The 22,687-nt window shown below is 62.2% G+C and carries 21 protein-coding genes and 1 pseudogene; 9 read left to right on the forward strand and 13 right to left on the reverse strand.

Going from position 1 to position 22,687, the window contains the following annotated elements:
- The 4 genes and pseudogenes from QE397_RS00005 to QE397_RS00020 all read right to left on the reverse strand — a co-directional run.
- Window positions 1-363 (reverse strand): annotated as a pseudogene (locus QE397_RS00005) (hypothetical protein); the annotation flags it as partial.
- 70 nt (window positions 364-433) lie between these two features.
- Window positions 434-1,417, reverse strand: coding sequence for a hypothetical protein (locus QE397_RS00010; RefSeq protein ID WP_307090809.1), 984 nt, complete (start codon window positions 1,415-1,417; stop codon window positions 434-436).
- Entirely contained in the window at window positions 1,414-1,830 is a 417-nt protein-coding gene (locus QE397_RS00015; protein ID WP_307090810.1) for a hypothetical protein, read from the reverse strand. The genes QE397_RS00010 and QE397_RS00015 overlap by 4 nt, the downstream gene beginning before the upstream one ends.
- A gap of 203 nt (window positions 1,831-2,033) precedes the next feature.
- Window positions 2,034-3,080 carry a hypothetical protein gene (locus QE397_RS00020; protein ID WP_307090812.1) on the reverse strand — a complete coding sequence of 349 codons (1,047 nt, stop codon included), beginning with the start codon at window positions 3,078-3,080 and terminating at the stop codon, window positions 2,034-2,036.
- Window positions 3,081-3,235: 155 nt separating this feature from the next.
- Between QE397_RS00020 and QE397_RS00025 the strand changes: the two genes are divergently transcribed.
- Together QE397_RS00025 and QE397_RS00030 are read left to right on the forward strand one after the other, a co-directional pair.
- The gene (locus QE397_RS00025) at window positions 3,236-3,616 is read left to right on the forward strand and encodes a plasmid mobilization relaxosome protein MobC (protein ID WP_307090813.1); all 381 of its coding nucleotides are present in this window, start codon (window positions 3,236-3,238) and stop codon (window positions 3,614-3,616) included.
- A complete protein-coding gene (locus tag QE397_RS00030; RefSeq protein ID WP_307090815.1) occupies window positions 3,613-5,439 on the forward strand; it encodes a relaxase/mobilization nuclease domain-containing protein in 1,827 nt (608 codons plus the stop codon). The genes QE397_RS00025 and QE397_RS00030 overlap by 4 nt, the downstream gene beginning before the upstream one ends.
- Window positions 5,440-5,490: 51 nt before the next feature.
- Here QE397_RS00030 and QE397_RS00035 read toward each other — a convergent pair whose 3' ends face one another.
- Window positions 5,491-6,258: a hypothetical protein gene (locus QE397_RS00035; RefSeq protein WP_307090816.1), complete on the reverse strand. Its 768-nt coding sequence runs from the start codon at window positions 6,256-6,258 to the stop codon at window positions 5,491-5,493.
- Entirely contained in the window at window positions 6,209-8,305 is a 2,097-nt protein-coding gene (locus tag QE397_RS00040) for an SEFIR domain-containing protein (protein WP_307090818.1), read from the reverse strand. Before QE397_RS00040 ends, QE397_RS00035 begins: the two co-directional genes overlap by 50 nt.
- A 224-nt stretch (window positions 8,306-8,529) precedes the next feature.
- Here QE397_RS00040 and QE397_RS00045 point away from each other — a divergent pair, with 224 nt between their 5' ends.
- Entirely contained in the window at window positions 8,530-9,168 is a 639-nt protein-coding gene (locus QE397_RS00045; protein WP_307090819.1) for a hypothetical protein, read from the forward strand.
- Between the two features lie 86 nt (window positions 9,169-9,254).
- On the opposite strand, the gene QE397_RS00050 is transcribed toward QE397_RS00045, so the two are convergent.
- A complete protein-coding gene (locus QE397_RS00050) occupies window positions 9,255-9,956 on the reverse strand; it encodes a hypothetical protein (RefSeq protein ID WP_307090821.1) in 702 nt (233 codons plus the stop codon).
- 371 nt (window positions 9,957-10,327) lie between these two features.
- Here QE397_RS00050 and QE397_RS00055 point away from each other — a divergent pair, with 371 nt between their 5' ends.
- Entirely contained in the window at window positions 10,328-10,915 is a 588-nt protein-coding gene (locus QE397_RS00055; RefSeq protein WP_307090823.1) for a hypothetical protein, read from the forward strand.
- 452 nt (window positions 10,916-11,367) lie between these two features.
- On the opposite strand, the gene QE397_RS00060 is transcribed toward QE397_RS00055, so the two are convergent.
- Both QE397_RS00060 and QE397_RS00065 read right to left on the reverse strand, forming a co-directional pair.
- The gene (locus tag QE397_RS00060; protein WP_307090825.1) at window positions 11,368-12,114 is read right to left on the reverse strand and encodes an LGFP repeat-containing protein; all 747 of its coding nucleotides are present in this window, start codon (window positions 12,112-12,114) and stop codon (window positions 11,368-11,370) included.
- Between the two features lie 715 nt (window positions 12,115-12,829).
- Window positions 12,830-13,471 carry a hypothetical protein gene (locus QE397_RS00065; RefSeq protein WP_307090828.1) on the reverse strand — a complete coding sequence of 214 codons (642 nt, stop codon included), beginning with the start codon at window positions 13,469-13,471 and terminating at the stop codon, window positions 12,830-12,832.
- Between the two features lie 870 nt (window positions 13,472-14,341).
- On the opposite strand from QE397_RS00065, the gene QE397_RS00070 reads away from it, so the two are divergent.
- Together QE397_RS00070 and QE397_RS00075 are read left to right on the forward strand one after the other, a co-directional pair.
- Entirely contained in the window at window positions 14,342-15,037 is a 696-nt protein-coding gene (locus QE397_RS00070) for a hypothetical protein (protein WP_307090830.1), read from the forward strand.
- A 232-nt stretch (window positions 15,038-15,269) separates the two neighbouring features.
- Window positions 15,270-16,553: an LGFP repeat-containing protein gene (locus QE397_RS00075; RefSeq protein WP_307090832.1), complete on the forward strand. Its 1,284-nt coding sequence runs from the start codon at window positions 15,270-15,272 to the stop codon at window positions 16,551-16,553.
- Between the two features lie 384 nt (window positions 16,554-16,937).
- Here the strand turns inward: QE397_RS00075 and QE397_RS00080 are convergent, their stop codons facing one another.
- A complete protein-coding gene (locus QE397_RS00080) occupies window positions 16,938-17,111 on the reverse strand; it encodes a hypothetical protein (RefSeq protein WP_307090833.1) in 174 nt (57 codons plus the stop codon).
- Window positions 17,112-18,260: 1,149 nt separating this feature from the next.
- Here QE397_RS00080 and QE397_RS00085 point away from each other — a divergent pair.
- On the forward strand, window positions 18,261-19,130 hold the full coding sequence (locus QE397_RS00085; RefSeq protein WP_307090834.1) for a hypothetical protein: 870 nt from the start codon (window positions 18,261-18,263) through the stop codon (window positions 19,128-19,130).
- Window positions 19,131-19,300: 170 nt separating this feature from the next.
- Here the strand turns inward: QE397_RS00085 and QE397_RS00090 are convergent, their stop codons facing one another.
- Both QE397_RS00090 and QE397_RS00095 read right to left on the reverse strand, forming a co-directional pair.
- On the reverse strand, window positions 19,301-19,606 hold the full coding sequence (locus tag QE397_RS00090) for a hypothetical protein (protein WP_307090836.1): 306 nt from the start codon (window positions 19,604-19,606) through the stop codon (window positions 19,301-19,303).
- Entirely contained in the window at window positions 19,603-19,776 is a 174-nt protein-coding gene (locus QE397_RS00095) for a hypothetical protein (protein WP_307090837.1), read from the reverse strand. The genes QE397_RS00090 and QE397_RS00095 overlap by 4 nt, the downstream gene beginning before the upstream one ends.
- A gap of 356 nt (window positions 19,777-20,132) precedes the next feature.
- Between QE397_RS00095 and QE397_RS00100 the strand changes: the two genes are divergently transcribed.
- Complete coding sequence (locus QE397_RS00100) at window positions 20,133-20,387, forward strand: hypothetical protein (RefSeq protein ID WP_307090839.1); 255 nt, start codon at window positions 20,133-20,135, stop codon at window positions 20,385-20,387.
- A gap of 31 nt (window positions 20,388-20,418) precedes the next feature.
- Here QE397_RS00100 and QE397_RS00105 read toward each other — a convergent pair whose 3' ends face one another.
- Complete coding sequence (locus QE397_RS00105; RefSeq protein WP_307090841.1) at window positions 20,419-21,084, reverse strand: TetR/AcrR family transcriptional regulator; 666 nt, start codon at window positions 21,082-21,084, stop codon at window positions 20,419-20,421.
- Between the two features lie 289 nt (window positions 21,085-21,373).
- Between QE397_RS00105 and QE397_RS00110 the strand changes: the two genes are divergently transcribed.
- On the forward strand, window positions 21,374-22,462 hold the full coding sequence (locus QE397_RS00110; protein ID WP_307090843.1) for a lipase family protein: 1,089 nt from the start codon (window positions 21,374-21,376) through the stop codon (window positions 22,460-22,462).
- Window positions 22,463-22,687: the final 225 nt, after the last annotated feature.

Consider the following 22,687-nt stretch of genomic DNA (forward strand, 5'->3'; position numbering starts at 1 on the left):
ACCTGACTGCGCTCCTCGGCCATTCGCCGACACCCGCACCGACACCCATCCCGTCATCGGCGGTGCAACTGTCCCGTGAGTCTCACTTACGTCACCGAGGGTGGTCATCACCATCAGCGGCCTCGTCACCGCCACCACAGCGTCGTCGACGTCTTCCCACCGAGTGGCGGAAGCGGCCGGTTCGCCGTCGAGGACGGACAAGGCCACCGACACAGGTCCAGTGGCAATCCCGGTGCGTATGACCACCACGTTCGAAGACGCGTCGAGCAGATCGACGGCACCGAGCACCGTCGACGGGTCCACATCCACAGCAGCCAGAAAGAACTGTTGATGGTCAGCTTCGACATCAGCCCATATGGTCACGACGCGACGCTAGCAAGACCTGACACGAGGACGACGCTTCCGCACGTGGGGTCCGCCGGAGGCACATGCTTCATGACGCGACCTGTTCGCCGGTGCCGCCCTGCCCGCGTAGGCGGTCGCGGTACCCGCGGCGAGCGGCATGCTCGGTGGTGATGAACGCTTCGACGTCGACACCGCCGTCCGAGGTGCGGTGCGGGAACGTCTCGGGGATGTACCCGCACCCGGGTAGTGGGGTGAGGGAGAACGCGTGGTCGTAGATCGGTTCGAGATCCCCGTCGTCGAAGAACTCCGTCTCCTCCGTCGAGACCACCACCGGCACCGAGTCCCGCAGGCCCATCCGCCGCGCCTTTTCCGTCGCCGCCGCGGTCCACGCGGCAACGTAGGCGTCGGTGTCCGCGGCATAGAGCCGGTCGACGGCGACCAGCTCCGCGCCGAGCTCGGTCACCGCCGAGGACGGTAGGTCGGCCGGCCGCATCGCCGCCCGGATGCTCGCCCGGTCCCGGTGCCACAGTTCCTGGATCCCGTAGTCGGAGAGCTGTTGGTCGCGGGTCTCGAGGTAGAGCACCACCGTTGCCGTCCGCTTCGCCAACGGCAACTGCGGATCGGTCCCGAACGCTGCCAGTGCGGCGACGTGCTGCGCCGACTGTGACTGCGGGGCCGCTGCCAGCAGGGTGTCGGTGCCGCCGACGTTCGCGGCCGCCGACGCGGCCGCGAGCTCCAGTACCGCGGCGACGTCGACGCTGCGGGTCTGTGCGGTGCGGGTGAGGACGGAAGAGATCGCGAGCGCAGCCTGGTCGGGGTGGTCGAGATCGGCGAGCACCGACGAGGTGCTGCCGACGATGTTGCGGGTCGGCCGGGACGGTCCGTCGCCGTGGACGGCGACGAGTTGGATCATCACGTCGTCGACCCCTCTGGTGGGGAGGGTGCGCATCTGGTGCGCGATGAACTCGTGTGCCCCGGCGTCGTCGACGAACACTCCTTGCGCGAGTGGTGTGCGGCCGGGTTCCCCGGCGGGGGTGCGTCGCCACACCGTCGCTTCGACTCCGCCGCTCATGCCGCGCTCGACTCGTCGACAGTGGTCTGCTCGGCGTCCGCCGTCGTCTCAACGGCGGTAGTGCTGGTGTCCTGGGGCCGGCCGGACCCAGTGTCGGTGCCACGTCCGCGACCGCCGGTGGTACGGGCGGCGCGCTTGCTGGGCCGGGCGACGGAGTCCGGCACGGACAGGCCCGCCTTGCGGAGCTCGGCGACGGTCCACCCGCCAACAACTGCGGTGCGAAACGCTGCGGTCTCGGTGGCTGCGAGCGCCGCTTCCCGGGCCTGCGCCGCGCGGACTTCGTCGGCGGCGGCGGCGCGGTCGTTCTGCGCGGTGACGATGGTGTCGATGTGGGCGAGGCGGTCGTTCAATGCGGCCTCGGCGGCGGCGCGAACGGCGGCCGGGTCGACAGGAGTGACAGTGGTGACAGACATGATGCGGGCCTTTCGGGAGCGGTCAGTCCAGGTGAGTCACCGCGGGTGCGCGTGCTCCGCACGCGACTGCTCGACCCACCCATGGAGGGGGACTGACCGGGGCGGCCCGCACGGCGTCCCGGTCGCCCACGACTGTAGGAGACAGTTGCTGGACCGTCCACTTGTTAGCTACTACGACATGGATACGGAGCTGTGCAGCAGGCTCACGTATTCGACTGAGCACCGCGTTTCGGTAGGTCGTATGCAAACGCCGTATGTGTGAGTGGGCCTGTGACTGGCTGGTCGTCGTGAATCTCGCGAAGCGTGTCTTGATCGAACTCCGAAAAGCCGTGCGCCCATGCCCACAACTCGTATCCGGACATGGTGGGCGCACACCACAACAGGTGGTTTGACTCCCACAGGTGCTCAAGAGCAGACGGGTTCCGGTTCGAATTTTTAGCTGCCAGCTCTGGCGGTCCGAACCCCCATGTGAACGAGGAGATCAGGTCGTTGCGTGTAAGTCCGCCTACTGAGTGGGAGAGCAGGCTGCCGAGTGACGTCGTATCGGTATCGACGAGCAATTCGACGAGTTCTACGGAGTCGACGAAGAGGAGACAATCGTGGTTGTCCATCGACGGGTCGACATCGGGATGCTGACGCAAGAATGCGATCCAAGCGGTGTAGAGCAGGTAGTGCGTGCGCAGTTGTATGGCGCTGAGTTGGGTAATGAGGCTGGACCAACTCACTGCTCGGTCATCGCGGCCCGTGGGGGTGCGCCCGCCTGCCAGGACTCCGCCTAGGTAGTCGACTATGACCTCGTCATCGCAGTAGGAACCTGCGTCGAGGAGCGAGTGCGCGAGCCGGGGCGGAACTTGCCAATCCTCACTCTCCGGTCGACTCTTCCGAGACGCCGCATCAACAATTTTGTTGGCGTTCCCGAGCCGGTACGAGGTGTAACGGCCTAGAGCCTCACCGACCTGATCCGCAGCAGGGCCGAAGACGCGGGCGAGTAACCCGCCGGCCTCACCGGCGACGCTGTCCGCAGCCTTGCCGACGGCGCCTAATGCGACACCACTCACCGGATCGAGCACCTGGGTCCTCCTGGTCGAGGGATCTGTTGCGGCGAAGCCTAGTGCCGAGTCCGCCAGGACATGCGGGTTGTTTGGGTGAGGCCGGATGAACCGGCAGTCGCGGTGTGAACGTGCGCCCGTCGGAAACTTGCTGCGCTCGTCCTGAGCGTCTTTTACGGTGACCCGCTCCGCACGCTCCACGGACCACCGTCGTGCTTCAGGCGGAGCAAGCTATTACTTGGGTGCCCTAAACCTGGCGGTTTCGGCGGGCGCCTGCCACACTGGGCGGTGTGGGTCCCCGTTCGGGGTCGCTGCGCTGGGCATGTTCGGGACGGTCGGGATGAGGGGAGTGGGCGGTGGGTGAGAGCAGTGCGAGCTGGCTGCGCAGCCGCCAGTCCAACGTTGTGGGCGGCCGGGTGCACCGGCATGTGGTGAAGCTGACGGACGAGCAGGAACTCGCGGTGCAGGCGGCTGCTCGGGTGCAGGGTGTGACGGTGGCGCGGTTGCTGGCGGACTCGGCGCTGAAGGCTCCGCGGGCGTCGGTGTCGCGGGAGGATCTGACGGAGTTGTTTGCTGTCACCAAGCTGATCGCGGCGCTCGGTCGTAATGTCAACCAGCTCGCGAAGGTCGCCAATGCGACGGGGGAGTTGGCGCCGGAGACGGAGGCGACGTTGGCGTCGGTGCGTCGGGTGTTCGACCGGGTGCGCACTTTGCCGCGGGAGCTGACCGGGACGTGATCCCGAACATCACGCGCGGGGCGAAGATGACGGGACTGGTGTCGTACCTGGCCGGCCCCGGCCGGTCGAATGAGCACGAGAACCCGCACATCGTCGCCGGCCACGAGAGTGTCGTACTGGGTGCGCCGTCGGGGGAGTTGTCGCACTCCGATGCGATCGAGTTGGCGCACGAAATCGACACGGCACGGGTCGTGTTCGGCACGGAGGTCTCGTACACGAACCGCCAAAAGATGAACGCAGCGATCGACGATGGCACCCCACGGTCGGTGGCGCTCGCCGATGCCACCAGTGACCGCAACGTCTGGCACTGCTCGCTCTCGCTCAACCCCGACGAGGGGGAGTTGTCGGACGAGAAATGGGGCGCCATCGCTGCCGACTTCATGCGTGAAATGAGCTTCGACGACCCGGAGTCTCCTCGTCCGTCTGCGCGCTGGGTGGCGATTCGGCACGGCAAGACCACTGCGGGTGGTGACCACATCCACATCGCCGCGTCTGCGGTTCGCGAGGATGGCACGAAGGTCGACACCTTCAACGACTTCAAGCGCGCCCAGGCCGCGTGCACCACCCTCGAACGCACCCACGGTCTGGTCGTGCTGACGTCGAGGGAGAACGAGCGCGGCACCCGCGGGATCAAGCCGGCGGAAGCAGCTCGCGCCACCCGCGCCGGTGCACCGGAGACGTCGCGGGCACTGTTGGAGCGCACGGTGCGGGCGTGCGCAACCGCGTCGAAGACCGAGGCGGAGTTCGTGCGCCGATTGCGTGCGCAGAAGGTGCTAGTCCGGCCTCGCAACGACACCGGGACCACGGGCACGGTGGTCGGGTACTCCGTCGCCACCACGCCCACGGCCGCCGAGCGAGCCGCCGGCACCAACCCCGTCTGGTACGGCGGCGGGCGCCTGGCGAAGGACCTGACGTTGCCGCGACTGCGCGACGAGTGGGACACCGCTGGTACCGCACCGGAGGACGCGGCAGCGGAGTGGTCGACCGCCCGCCGGGGCGCCGCGGTGACTATCACCACCGGGCGCGAACGCACACCACTCGATCCGGAGCTGCTGACGCGGGCAGCCGAAGACATCGGTAAGTGGAATACCTACCTGACGTCGATCCCGATCGCGGACACCGCGCAGTGGGCGCGCGCCGCCGGCCGAACCGCAGGCGTGTTCGCCGCATGGTCAGCACGTACCGAGCCCACACCGGGCCCGTTGGCGAGAGCCGCGGCGGCGTTGTCGCAGTCCGCGCAGATACCCGCGCATCAGCGCATCACGCCGGACCTTGAGCGGCGGCACGCGGGCGGGGCGGCGTTGATCGTGATGCAGGCGGCGCTCGCTACCCGCGGCGGCGCCGCAGCGAACGCACTACTGCTGCGGCAGATGATGCGGACTATGGAAGCGTTCGCCGACGTCGAGCGCGCCGCCGGTCATGCCCACCAGGCGCACACGCTGACACTCGTACGGGAACGAGAGCTGACGACGTTGCATGATCAACTACTTGCGCGAGTCGAGATCGATAACGCCCGTCCCTCTGCTGCAGCTACTCAGGTGGGGCCTGGTGTCGCACCGACAGAGGTCGGTGAGACCGATAAAGCGGCTCGACGCGCCGCAGGTGAGGTCGTCACTGAGGCACCGACTCCAGGTGCGGTTCGAACGTCTTTCGAGGAGCTTCCGGCGAGAGAACGAGACGAGCTGATGGCGGCGCTCGAACGGGACGTAGCTCGTGCGGTCGGGGAGCGGCGCACACGCCGGGGTATAGCAGGCGACGGTGCGCAGGGCGCGACTCCGACGCTGCCCGAGCGAGACATCGAGCGGGGCGGTCCGGAGCGCTAGTCCGAGGGAGTATCAGTCACCCATCAGTGTCGGGACATCCACGTCTGCGCGTTACCAGGACACGATTCGGAAGTTGTCCGGCAAAAACCCGAGCTGCACGAGGTCCTCAGCCAGCCATGACATTGCCAGACGAGTCGCAGGTCGAGCCTGCAGCGCGTTGATGCGTCCAGACGTAGTCGAGAACGTGCGGGCAAAGGGCTCGTAACTCGGGTCCGAGTCGACGTACGAGCGAAACGCCTCGTAAAGGACGTCGCGCTCATCATGAATCTCGTCCGAACAGTGCTGGTCGTTGAGCGTTAGATCCACAGTGTTGTGTCGCTCCGAGTTGCCGTGAGTGGAGTGGACGTTGGCTGGCTTCAGGAGCCAGTCGAGCCCAGGTTCCCCATGGCTCCAATCGAACGCCCCGCGGTCCCTGTCGGGATCGTGGAAGACCACGCCGTAGAACGTCACGGGCATCATCCCTCTCAATGCAAGGGTTCGTCCGAAACGGATGGCCAAGAGGTCTGCCAGTTCCCGGTAGCACTTCATAGCCGCCTCGAGAATTTTCTCGATACGTGCCTTCATCTGCGGGGCTGTGTACCTGCCGAAGGGCTCGCGTGGTGTGGCGGACATGTCCGGGCCCGGGTACAGGTTGGGAACCGCCGCCGACACTTTGAGCCCTGGTGCTCCATGGTGCGTCGACCTACCCTGCATGTACTCCGACAGTTCTTGCTGGGCAACGCCGGGGTTGGCCATAGCGGCAAGTTCCACCAGCGTTTTAAAGCGGTCCTCAAGGTCGCTCGCCAGGTACTCCTGAGCCTGCTGCCAGACCCAGTTCACCCCAATAGGTAGCGGACCGGTGCGCGAAACGAACGAACGGTTGATCTCCCCGTCGGGGCCCATCGGTATCTCGTTGACGACCGGGGGGTAAAGGATCTCCGGGAAGCTGGGAGGGGCCTACCCACGCGACGCGTAGACGTCCGCGGTCCACATTTACTTCAATGGTGGTGTCGTCGAACGTCTGGGCCGCGCCCATCGCGGTCATACAGAACGCCGCCGCGAACGGTCCGAGCCCTTCGAGCCAGGCAGCCGTCGCATACCGCAGTCGTTCCCCGATTCGCTTCCAGTCTGCGGGATCAAGGACTGGGCGTGGCCTCGCGAGCCCGCTCTCGCGGGTTTCTCGGACGACCCATGCCGCAGCGCCGGGATTCCAGGCCGCAAGAGTTGCCATGATCGGATCGACACGTTCTGGATCGCCGGCCGCCAACACGTTCGCGAACACGTATTTCCAGCGGTCAAAAGTTGAGAGGGAGTCGAGGAGATCCGTTACGTCGACCTCACCCTCGAGTAGTGCCTTGGAGGCGAACCACTGCTCGAACGTCGCTAAGGAGAATGCACATGCCCGCCCGAAGACTGTCACCATCGGCGACTTTCGCATCTGAGCCGCTGCTGCCTCGGTCGTGAAACTCACCGGATCAACCGGTCCGCCCCTTCGGATAGTTTCCACGGCGAGGCGCTTGAGCTCCGCATACAGGTTAAAGGAGTCCGACTCGACGACTTTGCTGACCACCATGTCGATCAGCTCGGCTGCTCCTGCCTCTCCGCCGTCGGCATCGATGTATTTGCCGATCAGTAACGCGAAGAAGGGCCTCCCCAACAGTGTCCGGTCCATGCCGATGGCACGTAACGGTCGGTCGGCAACGACGCTGGCCAGTTCAGCACCACGGGCGACAGCGAGCGGCTCCAACGTGACGACTTCGGTGTCGCGTGCTGCGAGGGTCGCCCGCGAGGTCAGCACGAGACGAGACAACGGCCAACGTACGAGGAACTCGGATGCTCGGCGCATGACGTCCGCAGCTCGATCCGTCCGCTCGTCGAGCCCGTCGATCACGAGGTCGACACCGAGGCGAGAGAGTGCAGTACGCCCCACCTCGTCGACGATCGCGCGCTCGACGGAGTCAGCGATATCGTCGACCGAAAACCAGACCGGGATCGGCTTCAGTGGGTCGCTCGAAGCTCGCTCGATATTTGCCCGGTGCCACTCCTCGGCAACATCCGACTTCCCGGATCCGAGCGGAGCCGTCAGCATTCTCAATTCACCAGCCGCTAGCTCGGTCAGTGCGACAGGGACGCCGGCGCGAAAGGCCAGTGTCCTCTCGACTTCGTCTTCGTCCAGTCCGACACCGCGACGTCTGAGTCTCAACCGGGAGTGCGACACGTCCTGGGACCGCTTCAGGTACATCTCGCGGCCGAGTGATTCGTAAACCGACTGCGCTGCGGGGGTCGCGGGGCCAGCCACGTCGGCCGCTAGGGGAGTGGATGGCGTGGCCTGGCCGGTGGGCTGGTCGAGGTCTTCTGGAGGTAGCAGGAGCGCTGGGCCGCGGGTGGGTCTGAGGTACAGCGGCTGACCGGTCATGTAGCGCACCAGAGGCTCAAGGGCAGTTTTATCTATGCTGTTCAGAGGGAAACGAGCTATGCCGTGTAGTTGTCCTGGGATGGTGTCCGCCCCAACACCTGGCAACTGAACCAGGAGAACCCTCCGCCTGAACTCGGACTGGTCGCGTGCGAAGATGCCGAGTAGCTCATTGCACTCAGCCACGGCGCCGGCTCCGACGGTAGGGGTGTTCTCGCCTTCGAATCGCTCCCGCCACGCCACACTTGTCAGCGCCACCACGTAGTCGTGATCGCGGATCTGCTGCGGTCCCCATCTGGTCCAATCGGCGGCCGGGTTCCACAAATCAATCTCGGTCTCGATGCCACAGTCCTGCATCAGGACCGTTGCGAATCGCCGTACCTGTTGCCGCCACACACGGACTTGATCGGGGTCCCAGTCGGTGTCTGCGTGTGCCCAGGTGATGAAGACTGTGGGTGACTGCGATGTGGACACACCGAGAACTTTAAAACAGTCGGCCCGCAGCCAACCCACTCCGATGCCTCGGATGGATGTACGTACGGCTGTAGCGTGGCTGCGTGGTCCTTGCGGAGGAGTGGAACGCACTCGTAACCGCGGTCCGCCGACTGGCGCCCGTGACCGCGGCGAGTCTCCGTCCGCCAGCTCCGGCTACTCAAGTTCGAAGCGCTGAAGAACGTACGGCCCCGTGGACATCAGAATTGCGCGATTTCTACGCGCTGCACGACGGGCAGGACGCCATCGGCGGCGCAGGAACACTGTTTCCAGCCGGTTCACTGCTTCCTGTGTCGGACATCCCGGCACGGCACGCCCTCATGATCGACGTGATGCAGGACATCGTCGCCGGCGACGAGGAGTTCTACGGTCCTTACTCCGAAATTATGGCGTCAAACGATGTTGCGGGCATCGACACTGACGATCATCTTTTCCTGCCGAGCTATATCCCAATTACGCAGTGGGATTCAAATCACTTGTATTACGACACCCGGCCCGGTGAACAGCGCGGATGCATTTCTTTCCGAAGCTCGGACGGGGGCCACCTCGGAATTCCGCAGTGGTCGTCGTTGACCTTGATGCTCCACGACGTACGCAGTGCTGTTGTCTCTGGCGAGCCGATCGGTGACTGGCACCCTGCTCTGGCCGATGGAGTCCTCGACTGGAACGTTCTCGGATCACACGCGACGTCCGGCAGGAGTGTCGAAGGCCCATTCAGCGAGCAGCCCGACTCCACCGGTCAGCGCGTCCCGAGCGCCTTCCGAGCGCAACCCGATGTAAGCAACGTCTGGCGCGCATCCATCATCGACCCAGGGCCGTTGCCTTACGGCACCGGCCGCAAGTAGCTTTGATGACCGAACCGTGACCAGCGGTTATGTCATAATCTAAATTATCGGCAATAATTGGCATTATCGACATCGATGGCCGTTCGCTATAGGGCGCCCATACGTAAGGCTCGCGTCGAGGCGATGTCGGCCACCTGGTTCGAAGTCAGCACGTCGTCGTCGGCGTTAACGTCGACAACGAACCCGTCGGGGGTGTGCAAGGTCGCTCGTCGTGAGTAGCCGCGTTCGAGAACGTCGATGACGGTGCCGTCCGGGTGCGTTACGCGCTCGTCGACCTGACCGGCGAAGCACGGGCCGGCGAGTGCGCCAGTGCGTGCGATGTCGACGACCAGCCATCCTGATCGCCCGTCCACGGCGATCTTGCCCAGTGCGCTGGTGTTCTGGACGAACCCGAACCTTTCCGCGGCAGGAGCCTGCGGAGTGAAGCGCAGGTCCGACCCGACGTTGTCCGTCGTTATCACCGTTTCTGGTGGCAGCGCCGACACCAGTGCAGCCGTCATTGTCTCGGCTCCGGCCGGAGTCGCCCATGGCACGGTCGCGTCCGGACCGCTGAGGTCGGAACCGGAATCGAAACCACCACCGAAATCACCACCGAAGCCGTCGCCGGTGAAGGCGAAGTTGATGCGGTCCTGTTCGTCCTCTGGGATGACTGCGCTGCATCCGGGAATCGCGACTGTTTCGGATTGGGAGCGATGTGTCACACCCGCAACCAAGATTCCGACGGCGACGATCACCGTGACAACCGCGGCATTGACCCATGCGCCGGCCTCACGCAGGATGCGAATCACCGGACGAGCCTAATCCACCAGCGGCGGTACTTCGCCGGTCGCGACGACATTCCACGAGTTCGGATCGGTGCCGGTGGCTAGTGCGATCTTGATGGCGCCGGCGTCCTCCAAGAGGCAAAGCACTCTTTCGGTAATGGACGATGTCTGGTTGTCGAGCCAGTCGGCCCCTAGATAGTGCGGCAGGGACCCGTTGTGCGTCCAACGCATGATCTGTCGGGCCCTCGTGATTACCGCTGTCACGTTCATCCACGAAGCGCGGAAGCATGCGCCGGCCGGACCTTCCTGGCGGCACCGTCTCGATGGCTCGGCGCAAGCGCGCCAAAGACCACCGGAAATTGCACACCCGGTTCTTCCGCGCTAGAAATGGACACATGAGTCTTGAACCATGCGCTGACCTGCGATCGACTTGCTGGCTGGTAGACCAATCAACACCCTGGGGCCAGGGGATCAGTCCAGCTCCAGGTGGATTCACGTCTTACGCACGTATTCGGTTCATTCCAGACCCCGAATTTTTCGGTCAGTCGTCGGTCGGTGCGAATCTCCCAGATCGCATCCTGAGTGATAAAGAAAAGATTGAGATAGCTCTTAAAATTCTGTATAAGTACACCCAGACTTCTGAAGAGTGTTATTATGCCATGTGGGATGGATGGGGCACGGATGGAATTAACAGAAATACTCCAAAAATGCACCTACCCGATAGAGACTATTGGATTTTGCGTGGCAACATAGAAGATTTCTCGTCTTGGAACGCAATAGACCCTATTGTGTGGCCTTATGGTCTTGCCCCAAATCCTGCTTTCGTATGGCCAGCTGATCGAGCTTGGGCAATCACATACGATGTCGACGACCACTATGCGATAGTGAGTGCCGACGAAGGTGCGATTCAAGAAATAGTTGCAAACAAGAGGCTGGATGGTGTGCGCGTTGCACCCGAAGAACAATTACCCTATTGGGATTAGCAACATATCTGGAATTTGGGATCTAGCAGGTCCGATAGGTACTAGGCAGCATCTGACCAAAATGTGCCCACGCATTATAAAATATGCGCGTCGGTGGGCCCACCTTAAGGCCAACGGGGGCCCACCGACTACCTTTAACCGCAAGATTCTAGGCTGACGAAATTAGCCGCCACCCAAGCATCCGTGTTACAACAGCAACTAGGGTGGCGATAAGTACGCCACCCAAAGGCAGTAGATACACGGAGGGCGTGAGATAAACAGCGGTGTCCATGCCAACCGTCTCGGTTGGCGTGCTAAATCCGCCATTAATCGTGTCCGGTGATTCACCTAGCCGTCGGCTGCACCAAGCCAACACTGCGACGAAGTAGAGGTTGCACAGGACAACGGTCGTTGCTGCGTATATCAGTAGATTCCGCATCCGCTCTCCCCTGAGTCGCTACCACTCGTGAGACTCAACTGCACGCAATTTCCCAACCATAAGAAACCGGCGTATATAAACCATCTTCAGCGCCGATAAGATCGACGTCGCCGATGACTCGCCATGTCAAGGGGCCTGTGCCGTTGCATAATTCTTGAACGGGGAACCAGTTACCCCCGCCACTTCCAGGTTTATGATTGGGACTCACCTGCAGGGGTCCGCGGTTTTGCCAGACGCCCTGCGGGCTCAGCGTCTGAAGCTGTCCCGATACGACCGCTCGCATTTCAGATGCGGGAGGGCAATTAGATACTGGGTTGTACCAGACATGCGCCCCCGCTCGGAAGGGGGTAGGTGGTTTTTGTTTTCTGTGTACACGATCGACGGCCGAAGAGAAGATGCACGGTCCTTTGCCTACTTCAATTTCGACCGCGAATGTCTCGCTCACTACGTCAAGTGTCGCGCCCTGGAACTCCTGAGTGGTTCTGTTGCCGTTGACCACCTGCGATGCGATCGGATACCCAAATCCACCGCTCGCTTCATAGCCATCCTCAGCCCAAATCGCGAGGATGTCACCGACTACTGGGTGCGCACCCGTTGTGGGCGAGTAGTAGATGACGCCGTTCTGGAAGCGTGCCATCTGGCCTTGGCCGTCGGGCAGTGTTCGGATGTGGTCGCCGGTGAGGTAGCCGAGGAAGCTGCTGCCGGGGGTGAGTCCGCCGACGCTGTTGTACTTGTCGCGGAGTGGTCCGTTCTCTTCTACGGCCTCAAGGTCACTCGCCACGGCGTGATGACCTGCGGCAACTGCGGTAAGCCTGTGCGCGTCTGACGGGCCGTTTCATTGCCTGAAGCACGGTGGGCCCGATGGCCAGAAAGGCGAGGGCAGACCGTGCTTCAGGCAGCAGTCGTTCGCCCACACGCGCATCCCGAGCGGTTCGACGTGCCCGGTTGCTGCCAGTTCCCTCCGGCTGGGTCGTCACGTTGGCCACGTTGCATCCCAGCTGGCGTCACCACGCGCACCGCGGATCGGTTGCGGTTCCTAAGATGCGGGTAGTTGACGGCCTCAAGACCACGAGCGATTCCACTTCGCGACGATCGAGATCGGTTGCATGCTCGGGATGGTGACCGGTTACGCGCAAGCCAGCGACGCCGGCGCACTGGTCGCGGAATGGGTCACCAATGGCTCGATAACCTCTTACCCTTCCATGCATCGATTGGACTTGGGCATAGATGTAGCCCTAGTTTCAGCGTGGAACCCACCTACCGAGAACGCTATCGACAGCCTTGTAGTCGAGTTCGCAGGTTCGATGTACGACCTCGGCAACTGGGATCAACACGACCGGGTCGACGAGAACACATTGAGTAGATACTCACCCGGCCCCCTATTCCTGGCACCGAAAGGATGTTTCAGCATCGGGTAGCGAGCCTGGCCGTCGCTCGCTGCCACGCATATTTGCCGGAGTGGAACAGGCGAAAGCTTGTTTGCCGTAGCCCGCAGGTCAACAAATCATGCTCACTGATAGGCCTGATTCTATGCCGAGGGGTGTGCTGGAAATGGTAAACGTGAGTTCTCCGCCGATGCCTGGGTGGGGTGAAAGAAAGTAGCTTGCTCGCAAGTTGGTGGAGCTTTCTTCCAGTGCGCCAGCATGCAACCAAGGTGTAATAAAGTCGTCGTCGGCCGGCGCGTACCTGAGGGCTGTTTTCTGGTTCGAGACAATTGATCCACTCGGTAAAACTATGCCGAGATAAAAAAGTTTTTGTTTCTTAGCGGAATTGGACACGTGGTGTGTTGACACCGTCCCGTTGTCTACGTTGCCGGGTTTTTTAAGATCAATGTCGAAACTGATACCGGTCTTAGAGGCGCAAACTTTGGACAGCGCAATGTGTTGAAACTGCGCAGTGCCATCTTTCGTGAAAACCTGGTCTTCCCGGCGGCATAAGTTTTTACTTTTTTGTGGTTTGATGCGCCATGCTGGCAATCGCCTGCGACCTGCGAGTCTCCTATCGCGGTCTTGTTCGAATTGACGTCGCTTGGCGATGGCTTCCTCGAAAGCAGGTGGCCCGTATCCCGACCATGCGAAATTATATCGATGAACGCCCGGTCCGCTTGCATCGAAATCGTCTATAAATCTCATGTTCATCCTCGATGACGCGACGGTCAGCCAGCTGAGTTCACCTGGCCGAAAGCTCGGCTATGGATACGGTCACCGTTCGCCTGCCGACGCCAATTTCCGGATATTCGAGTATGAACGTGAGGTCCGCGTCGAGGCGCGGACTTAGGAAGTAATGTGCACCCACTTGAGTCGCGTTCCCGAAGGACCCTGCACAGTGCAGCCACGGTTCATCAGGATCGTCAGGAGTGTGTCGGAGCGAACGTGCATCATTGATTAACACTACACCTCTATCTTCGATGACAACGGAAAATGTAACTTTCGCGCCATCACCAGGCCGGACGCGCCCACTCATATTCAGGCCGTTCAGGGCCACATCCCCCGCTGAATCTACCGCCGCCGTCAAGGCAAACTCCAAACCATTCGCGAACATGCGGAACCGGTCGACGCGAAACGCGAGCGTTTCCCCCGGGGATCCTGGGAAGTGGGCTTGAACCTTGGACGCGAACAACGGAGTTGCATCCACTCCGGACGGCGCTTGGCGCAAGTGGTTCCAGGTTTTGCGCGGCGACGGGCGCCGACAGCATCCCAGGAGCCATCTCTGCTTCGCTGTCGGTGCGTCCGACGATGTATCCCGTATTCACTCGCCGAGAGGATTCCACTCAACATTCTCCGTTTTGTCCGGTTTGGCAGGCAAGGACGATTAATCGATGGTAGCGCCTTAATGTGTCTGCACCAAGTGTGCCCAGGTCACAGCCATTGTCAACGTGTTCGGTAATCGGTGCAGCAGTACGTAACATATGGTACGTTCCACAAATTACCTCAGCTAACCAACCGCGCGGTGGGCAACGCACCGGCCAATCGGGGCCGTTCTAACAATCGCTGATCGAGGAGAAACGTATGAAGATCTGCCGCCTGGTGTTGACCGCATGCGTCGTAACGGCGTCGCTCGCGCTCAGCCCGGCCACCGTAGGTGCGCAGCCTTCCACGCCTGCGCCAGCGCCGTTGTACACAGATCCTCCGCCCTTGGATGGTCCTACGGCAGCCAGGGATCTGCCTGGCGCCAACATTCCATCAGACATTTCCAACGATCCCGGCACATCTCCGGAGTTTTTCAATGTGAACGGCAACGCTGTCAGTAATACTTGGCGATACATGAGGCTAGTTATCGCGTCGTTTGTTGGTAACTCGGCAGTAGCTTACCCCGCGGACGTGCTCCGGTTCCGCGTGACAGTTACACCGACGTCGACGCGTCCCCTTGTTCAGTACAACTGTGTTTATGATCCCGTCTCTTCCGAATACCCGTATCTTGATGATGACACGCATATGACGATTTATATGATCGTCAATGGGGTACAGGTTGATTTCCAGAACACGGATTCTTTCCCTTGCGATGGATCGACCCGCAGTTGGCAAATTGACAACAATTTCAACTATGCCAACCAGACCCTAGAAGTAGGCGTCCGAGCCTGGACGCAGACCACAGATACCGGCGAGTATCTCACCGTTGGAGCAAAAACGGCACCGGCGGTTTGTGACCCCGTTGATCCAGCTGAGACCACGCCTGGGCAAGGAACGATCTGCAGGTTTTCGTGATGCGGCCACTGGGCTTGCGTAGTCGTGATCTATTCAAAGCGGGCAGGAGCGTCAGATGAAGGTTCTCAAGAAATCGATATTGATCGTCCTCGTATCTGTGGCTGTGTCAACTGGGTCTCACGCGGCTGTCGCGCAACCGCTGGGTGGCCCGGCGCAGCCAGGGGGCGACGCTGCTTGCGCCCCCGCTACGAGTGGTGGCTCTACGCCGGTACCCACTGCTACCACCACGTCTGTGACGCCGACGGCATGCGCCGAAGCACCGTCACTGGCCCCGGCCACCTCGCAGGCACCCAACTCAGCGTCCGAGGTACCGGGTGGCGCGGACGTACCGGCGCCCGCACCGTCGAGCACGACGACACCGATCGCCACAAGCTTGCCCCCGAGCGTCGACGCCACCGCGCCGACACCTGCGGGTGAGCGGATCCCGTACACCGGGCTGCCTACGGAGAACCCGAACAGCACCGTTGTTCCCGGCAAGATGCGCTCAGACCGGGAAGAGTGGCCCGAGCCGTTCACCAAGGAGGATGCGGACCGCGCGGAGGTTCGCGAGTACGAACTGCAGCAGCAGCAGCAGCCTTCCTCGGCTCGAGCAATTCCGGCGCCCGGTCCCGACTGCCAGCAGTACTGGCCCTCGGACAACTGGGTGTGCGGTGCCATCCGCGACAAGTACAACTCGCTGGGTGCTCAGTTCAGTTTCTTGCTTTTCCCAACTTCGGAGGAGCTGGTGAACCCGGACGGGTTCGGACGCCGCCAGACTTTCGCCAATGGGCCGATCTATTGGTCGGCGAGTACCGGCGCCCATCCCGTCGTGAACAGTTTTCTCAACCGGTGGGGCCAGCTCGGGTACGAACTCGGTTGGCTCGGGTACCCGTCCACTGACGAGATCGTATTGCCGGACGGGGGCCGGCATCAGGAGTTCCAAAACGGGGCCGTTTATGTCGCCTTTCAAAATGCCATTGGTTCGGCCATCCGGAACGGCCCCATACGTGACAAATGGAATTCTGTCGGCGGTAACACCCCTGGTGGAACACTGCTCGGTTATGTGACGGGCGACGAGATCGTTCTTCCTGATAATCAGGGGCGTATGGCGAGATTCCAAAATGGTGTGATCTATTGGTCACCCAATTCAGGAGCCCACTATGTACTTTCTGCCATACTGGACAAATGGGCTTCGCTGGGCTATGAATCTGGAGTTCTGGGATATCCGCTCTCCGACGAGTTGGTCAATCCGGACAACATCGGGCGGCGACAGCAATTCCAAAACGGTTTTATCTACTGGTCACCCACCTCAGGACCCCATCCTATTACGGGGCAATTCTTGACTCGATGGGCTGAGACGGGGTATGAGGGTGGATCACTGGGATATCCATGGTCAGACGAACGCGACAGTCCGCCGGAACTGCTAGCAGCTGGTCAGCGATTCATGCTTTTCCAGCGGGGAGCGTTGGTTCTTAACACCAACACCGGTGTCTTCACTGACCTGTCGCGAACTGGAACAGGGTATCTAGAGAATTAGATGGCCATCTGCCCGCCAAGGGTTGTGAAGCAGATCTGCAGGTAACGCGACGGTGCACTTTCATCGGTTTGTGCCTATTGAAAATGCGTGGGCGTCCGTCTCGTCCTGCCGAGTATGCGGTCAATAGGTCGACCGTATGCTCGGCAAGACGGGATGGGCAGAGGAGTTGGAGCCCGACTCAGGGTGTATTTCCGGTCGACGAAGAGAATATCTTCGGCAACCCCGGCGGTCGCTGCGGAGTACTACGCTTCCGAATCCGGTCGCTAGGCCTTGAACAGGTATTATGTCATAATATAAATTATCGGCACTGATTACCATCATCGGTAGTTAGGCCGGGTGCCGTTTTGAAGCGCGTGGCAGGTCCGTACGCCGGAGCAGCCACATTCACGAATCGGCCGTCCATCCGCCTTCGGTAGCGGACATGTCAGGGTCGACCGCGAACCCGTCGTCGAGGACGACGCCGACCTGTGAATCTCGCACGTAGTCCTGAGCTGTGCGCGGTTCGTCGCCCTCGATGGTCGGCTCTTCGAGGTCAGCGATGCCCTGCGGGTCGACCATCGTTGTCATGAGCGGTGGAGGCCGCGACGATACCTACGATCGTCGATCTCGTCGTGTCAGATACTTGCTCAGGCCGTATCCCAGAAGCATTCCCAGGAAGGGGTATGAAATGGCGAGGACCAGCAAGCGCTGAGCGAGCGTATCGCCGAGGTCAGTGGTCGGGGAGCTGTCCTGACCTACGAAGGCATACGATTCGCGAGCCGGCCAGCTGATGATGCTGATCAACAGCAGCGTCCACAACAAGCCGAGTGCGCCCCCGGTATTCCATTCCGAACGTTTGTGATGCATGACGGTACGACCAGATGGCCGTCTTGAGGGGGCTGAAATCTTCCAGCATGGTCACTTCGAGTGCGAATCGCTTTATGTTGCTCGACGGTTTCCGGTTCAACCGGAAGTCCGGTCACCAACCGCAGCGTTTGGCACGTTCGTCGTTCAGCCGTTGTTTGGCACCATGGAGATCGCTCTTGTGAGAGATCCTGCATGCGTCTTTTCGATCAACTCTCGAAGCCATGGAACATGGATGATGCCGGGCGCCCGTTGTCCACCGATCTCAGGGCGACGACCTACGATTTCAGGGCACCGCACCTCGGTGGCCCCCGGGTGCAGGTTCACGGCTGTGTGGCGGGATTGATCACGTCGCGATGGGTCACTGCTAATCTGTCAGCATGACATCGCAGAAAGGCGCATGAGCGCCGGATTGCCGCGCAGGTCGTTGCGACCGCGCCGAATATTCCACTCGGCCGAGCATGTATGGGTGATCGACAGTACTCAACCTGTTGCCGCTGTGTTCGATTCTTCCACAGCACAATTCGTGAAGCTGGTTTCCTGGGTGGACCTGCCGCTGGCTACGCCGGCACGAAGCACCGAGGCCCGATCAACGCCGCGGATTGACGCAGATGAGGGCGGGTTGTGGATACAGAATCATCCTGACGGACCACTGGCTCGCGTCACCGTCGACGGCATCTCGCACGCCGAGTACGTCCACGGTGATGGCTTGATCGCCGCAGGTCACGGGGGAGCATATTGCCACACGGTGCGGAAGCGTCCCAATGACATCGCGTCCTCGCCCGATGTGCCACCTCGACGTTTCAAGTGTCGGCAATCGTCGCTTGTGTTCGTGTTGCCTGGAGGCGGCACCGAGTGCGTCCGGTGGATGGTTTCGTCTACAGCATCGGCGCGATCGTGCGAGTGATCGTCGTCAAGGTGGAGCACGAACCGTGGGTCAGGGTGCCCGTCGACAGCGATTCGTCACCGGTCCGCTTCCGATTGACCGGGCAGACAACCTCGTTGCACGTACCTCTCGACGAGCCCCGCCCCGAACGCATCTCCCGCACCGAGCACGAGGCGACGGAGCACCTCGGCGACACGGGCAGCGAGTACGCCGACCTCACCTACAACGAGAAGCACTACCGCAAGCGGGCGTCCGGCGGCGAGTGGCGATGGCATTGGGGGCTGGACAAGCCGTTCGGAACCACCACCGTTATCCGCGGTTACCGCTCGAACGTAATCGAACGGACGATCGAGTGTCCCGGCGTCCGACTCCTCGCCGGAACCGTCGCCGATGACCGGCTCTGGTCTGTGACCACCGCATTCGACCCTGAGACCAGGGTCGCCGCCGACGGAATCCAGATCGTCGACACCGACGGCGTTGTCTCTGCGGTGCCGATCGGCGGGGTCGACATCACCGACCATTGTCGGCCCGTCGGTCCGCGGCCCCTCGACCACGACTCGTACGTGGCATTCTGCGTCCATCGGATAGACAGAATGATTCGCGCCGGCAAGGCATCTGCTTTCCGGGCATCGTATGTCGGGGATTGGCCGAGCGGGCAGTTACACATCGCCTTCGAGCACGACGATTACCCCGGGCTGACACTGGTGACGCGGAGAAACCTCTATGACGAGTTCGGAGTGAGATTGGACGACGTCACCGATTACATAGCGGTGGAGCTGCTCGAACAGGCCGACACGAGGGCGTACCCGGCTGCGGACAAGGCCGTCGACGGGATTCTCTGGGTGTGATGCGGCTGCCGTGTGCGTCACGTTCGCACTGTAGACGGCACTGCCGTCAACACAGTCGCGGGTCACGAGCTCGACAATTCTTCTCCCTGATGGCCTGGCTGTGAAAGATCGCAGACGCAACAATCCAGCGCTACAACGCTGTAACGGCACACTCGCCACGCCGTCGATTGTCAGAACATCGTGAGTTGTGCGGGGTCGCCGCGGCGGTTCCGCCGCGAGCCGGTACCTGTTCTGGGCGGGTGCGGGGCGAATCCGGCGGCGGTCAGGATCGCCGACCGGACATGCGCACGCTCCTGCGGTGTGGCCGACGGGTGCCGGAAGTCATGCAACCAGCGGTCCGATCCCGCTCTCGGCGTGCCGAGGACCCGATCGGTCAGTCGATCCAGGAGGACATCGACCCGGTCCTGCAGGACGAGTGCAGCTTCCGTCACCGCCGCAGCACGCACCGCTTGCCGCCCGAGGTGTTGCGTGGTCATGGTCGCGACCCCCGGTTCATCGCCCCGTCGAGCGCCACCCCTCGACCCGGGGACCAGGTCTCTTGATCCAGGGCTCTGGCGTCGGTGAGATCGGCCAGGACGATCACGCGGCTGAGGTCGGCGGCCAACTCGTGCAGGAGGGGCGGTCCGGCCAGCGTTCTGATGCGCACCCCGACAGCATGCACTCCCCCACCGACACCACGACCGCACTTACGGATCCCCGCTCAACCGCCGCGCCGCGACGCGACTAACGGCCTTTGCTATTCGTGTCGCCGACACATGCCGACCTGGGGTATCGGTGTTCGAGTTGATGCACTAATCGGCTTTTTGCGGTGCGTTCAAGCCTTGAGCTGTCTGACGGGGTCTCCGGTGCTTGGACTCCAGAACGAACTCGACTGACTCGACAAGTCTCCTTCGTGGCCATAAATGCGGCCGCTGCTCGATTGCGGAGGCTGGCATTCTGGGACATTTCCTGGCACTACGCGCTGTCGAACATGCCACCCAGACTCTGTCCGAGATCGACTCGGTGGTCGACATCTGGCGTTACGTCGGCGGTACTATCGCAAAGCACAGATTCGACTGGGCTCCTGGAAAACTCGTCACGCAGGCAAATCATTGCCTCGAATTGCCATTTCTCTTCGAAGCAGACTGGACCGACGCACCGATGTTGGCCGGTGAGCAGCCGCCGCAGCCCTTGATCGGCGCTAAGCTCCGCAACTGGAGCTCCTTCGCCAGGCACGACCTCGCCGGACTCGATTCCACGTCGATCGTGTTTGTGTGAATGACCGGGGCGTACGCCATCGCACGAGGCTTCAGCTGGTGCGGTTCTCGATCGGGGCGAGCGACGCGACGACGAGTTCGAACGCCGCGTCGATGCGGTCGGCGTCTCGGGTGGCGATGTAGTCCAGATGCAGCCCGCGCATGGTGGCGAGTACGACGGTGGCGACGACTCTGGCCTGATCGCGATCGGCACCGTCGTCGACCAGTCTCTCGGTGATAGGTGACAGCCAGTCCGCCACCACCGACTCTATGAACCACTTGTACGACGACGGGTCCTGCAGCGCAAGACTGTAAAGCTCGAACATCAACCGAAAATGCCGCGACGTCACCGGATCGAGCCACCGACGCCACAATGTTCGCAGCGTCTGCACTGGGGTCACGCCGACGAGTTCCGGGTCCGTGCGCAAGTCGTTCAGCAGTTCCGTGTTGACGTTGCGGGTGATCTCTTCTATCAGCTCACCTTTGGAGCCGAACTGGCGGATCAGCGTGCTGATGGTGACACCGATCGCCCCGGCGAGCGGCCGCAGAGTCAGCTGGGACACCCCGTTGTCCAGAACGTAATCCGTCGCCGCCGACAACAATTCAGGGCGACGATGCGCCCACCTGGACGCGCGACCGTCCTCCTCATGACGGACTTCCGGGCGGCCCGTACATGGATCGGCGATTGGCCGATCCGGGGTCCGATCACGGGATCTCACGCGTCACATTTTACGCACTTCGCCGGGGGTGCCGCGAACCCAGGTATCAAAATCGACTGATTGACAAATCGGTCGATTCTGTTACTTTTGCCACATGACGAAGCAACGGGTGGGGACCGGTCGCACACAAGCACCGCCGGCGCGACGCGCGACATGCTTGGCGGTCGCTACGCTGACGATCTGGTGTTCAGCGGGAGTGTTCGCGGCGCCCGCGGGCGCGCAGTCTGCAGTGGAGGACGATTTCTACTCTGTTCCGCAGCTCTCCGGGTCCACACCGCACGGCGCCGTGATGCGCACTCGAGACCTGCCGGCATCGAGTCTGATCACGACGGTGGCGCGCGGAGTGCAGATCATGTACACCTCCCGCGGCGCGGACCCGGGTCTCGACCCGCTCGTCGACGGCGCCGAAACCGCCGTCACTGGAACAATTCTCGTGCCGAACCAACCGTGGCCGGGTGCGGGCCCGAGACCGGTCGTCGGACTCGCACCGGGCACACACGGACAGGGCCAGAACTGTTCGGTCAGCAAGCAGATCGCTCGGAACGAAGAGATCCAACTCGGCGACGCATTACCCCTGCTGACGAAGGGGTACGCGGTAGCCGTCTCGGACTACGAGGGCTACACGAACGGCGGCACTCACCCGTACACCATCGGGCAGGTACTGGGCCGCAACGTACTCGACGCGGTCCGTGCCGCTCGAACCGTCCCCGGCAGCGGGGTGACCGAGGAGTCGCCGGTCGGCCTGTGGGGGTACTCCGAAGGCGGCGCGGGCGCGTCGTGGGCGGCGCAACTCGCCGCCACCTACGCACCCGAACTGAACGTCGCGGCGGTTGCGTCCGGCGGCACACCGACCTACCTCGCCGACAACGGCCGCTTCCTCGACGGCGGCTTGTACGTCGACTTCGCCCTCAACGCGGCCACCGGACTCGACGCCGCCTACCCGAGTCTCGACCTCGCCGACCGCCAACTCAACGATGCGGGCCACGCCGCCCAACGGATGAACCAACAGCCCGATCACTGCCTCACCCAGACAGTCCTCGGTCATCCCTTCGCGCAGTCCTCGACCTTCACCCGCAGCGGCCGACCGCTCGACCAGCTCTTGGCCGACCCAGACATCGCCCGAGTCGTCGATGCTCAGACATTGGGGCGCATCGCTTTCGACGCGCCGACCTTCCTCTACTGGGGCGACGCGGACGACATCGTTCCGGCGTCGACGCAGCGCAAGCAGTTCGACATGTACTGCGCGCTCGGCATGCACGTTCAGCGGCAGTCGGTGCCCGTCCTGAACCACATCCTTACTCAAGAAACGATGATTCCCAGTGTCACGGACTGGCTCGCCACCACCATTTCCACCGGGGTCAGTAGGAACGACTGCTGATCGATCGGTCTGCGGAAACCTTCACTGTCACCGACGGCCGTCACCGTGCACATCGAATGAATCCGCGTACCAGAAAGTTCCGTGATCAAACGTCGCCGAGGAGACGTTCATCTCCGCTCAGGTCCACGCCGTTCGGAGAGGCGAGGTATCCCCGACCGAAGCGGACCTCGCGGTGCGGCGGCGCATCGAGGCGTGCGAACCTTAACTCCACGCATGGGTGGCGCT

The sequence above is a fragment of the Rhodococcus sp. SORGH_AS_0301 genome (genome assembly GCF_030818285.1).
In the GTDB taxonomy this organism is placed as follows: Bacteria; Actinomycetota; Actinomycetes; order Mycobacteriales; family Mycobacteriaceae; genus Rhodococcoides.

What these genes read in the sequence shown, in the direction of transcription:
- QE397_RS00010 (WP_307090809.1), bottom strand. Translation starts at nt 1,417, where the DNA reads ATGAGCGGCGGAGTCGAAGCGACGGTGTGGCGACGCACCCCCGCCGGG.
- QE397_RS00015 (WP_307090810.1), bottom strand. Translation starts at nt 1,830, where the DNA reads ATGTCTGTCACCACTGTCACTCCTGTCGACCCGGCCGCCGTTCGCGCC.
- QE397_RS00055 (WP_307090823.1), top strand. Translation starts at nt 10,328, where the DNA reads ATGAGTCTTGAACCATGCGCTGACCTGCGATCGACTTGCTGGCTGGTA.
- QE397_RS00065 (WP_307090828.1), bottom strand. Translation starts at nt 13,471, where the DNA reads ATGAACATGAGATTTATAGACGATTTCGATGCAAGCGGACCGGGCGTT.
- QE397_RS00070 (WP_307090830.1), top strand. Translation starts at nt 14,342, where the DNA reads ATGAAGATCTGCCGCCTGGTGTTGACCGCATGCGTCGTAACGGCGTCG.
- QE397_RS00080 (WP_307090833.1), bottom strand. Translation starts at nt 17,111, where the DNA reads ATGGTCGACCCGCAGGGCATCGCTGACCTCGAAGAGCCGACCATCGAG.
- QE397_RS00090 (WP_307090836.1), bottom strand. Translation starts at nt 19,606, where the DNA reads ATGACCACGCAACACCTCGGGCGGCAAGCGGTGCGTGCTGCGGCGGTG.
- QE397_RS00110 (WP_307090843.1), top strand. Translation starts at nt 21,374, where the DNA reads ATGCGCACTCGAGACCTGCCGGCATCGAGTCTGATCACGACGGTGGCG.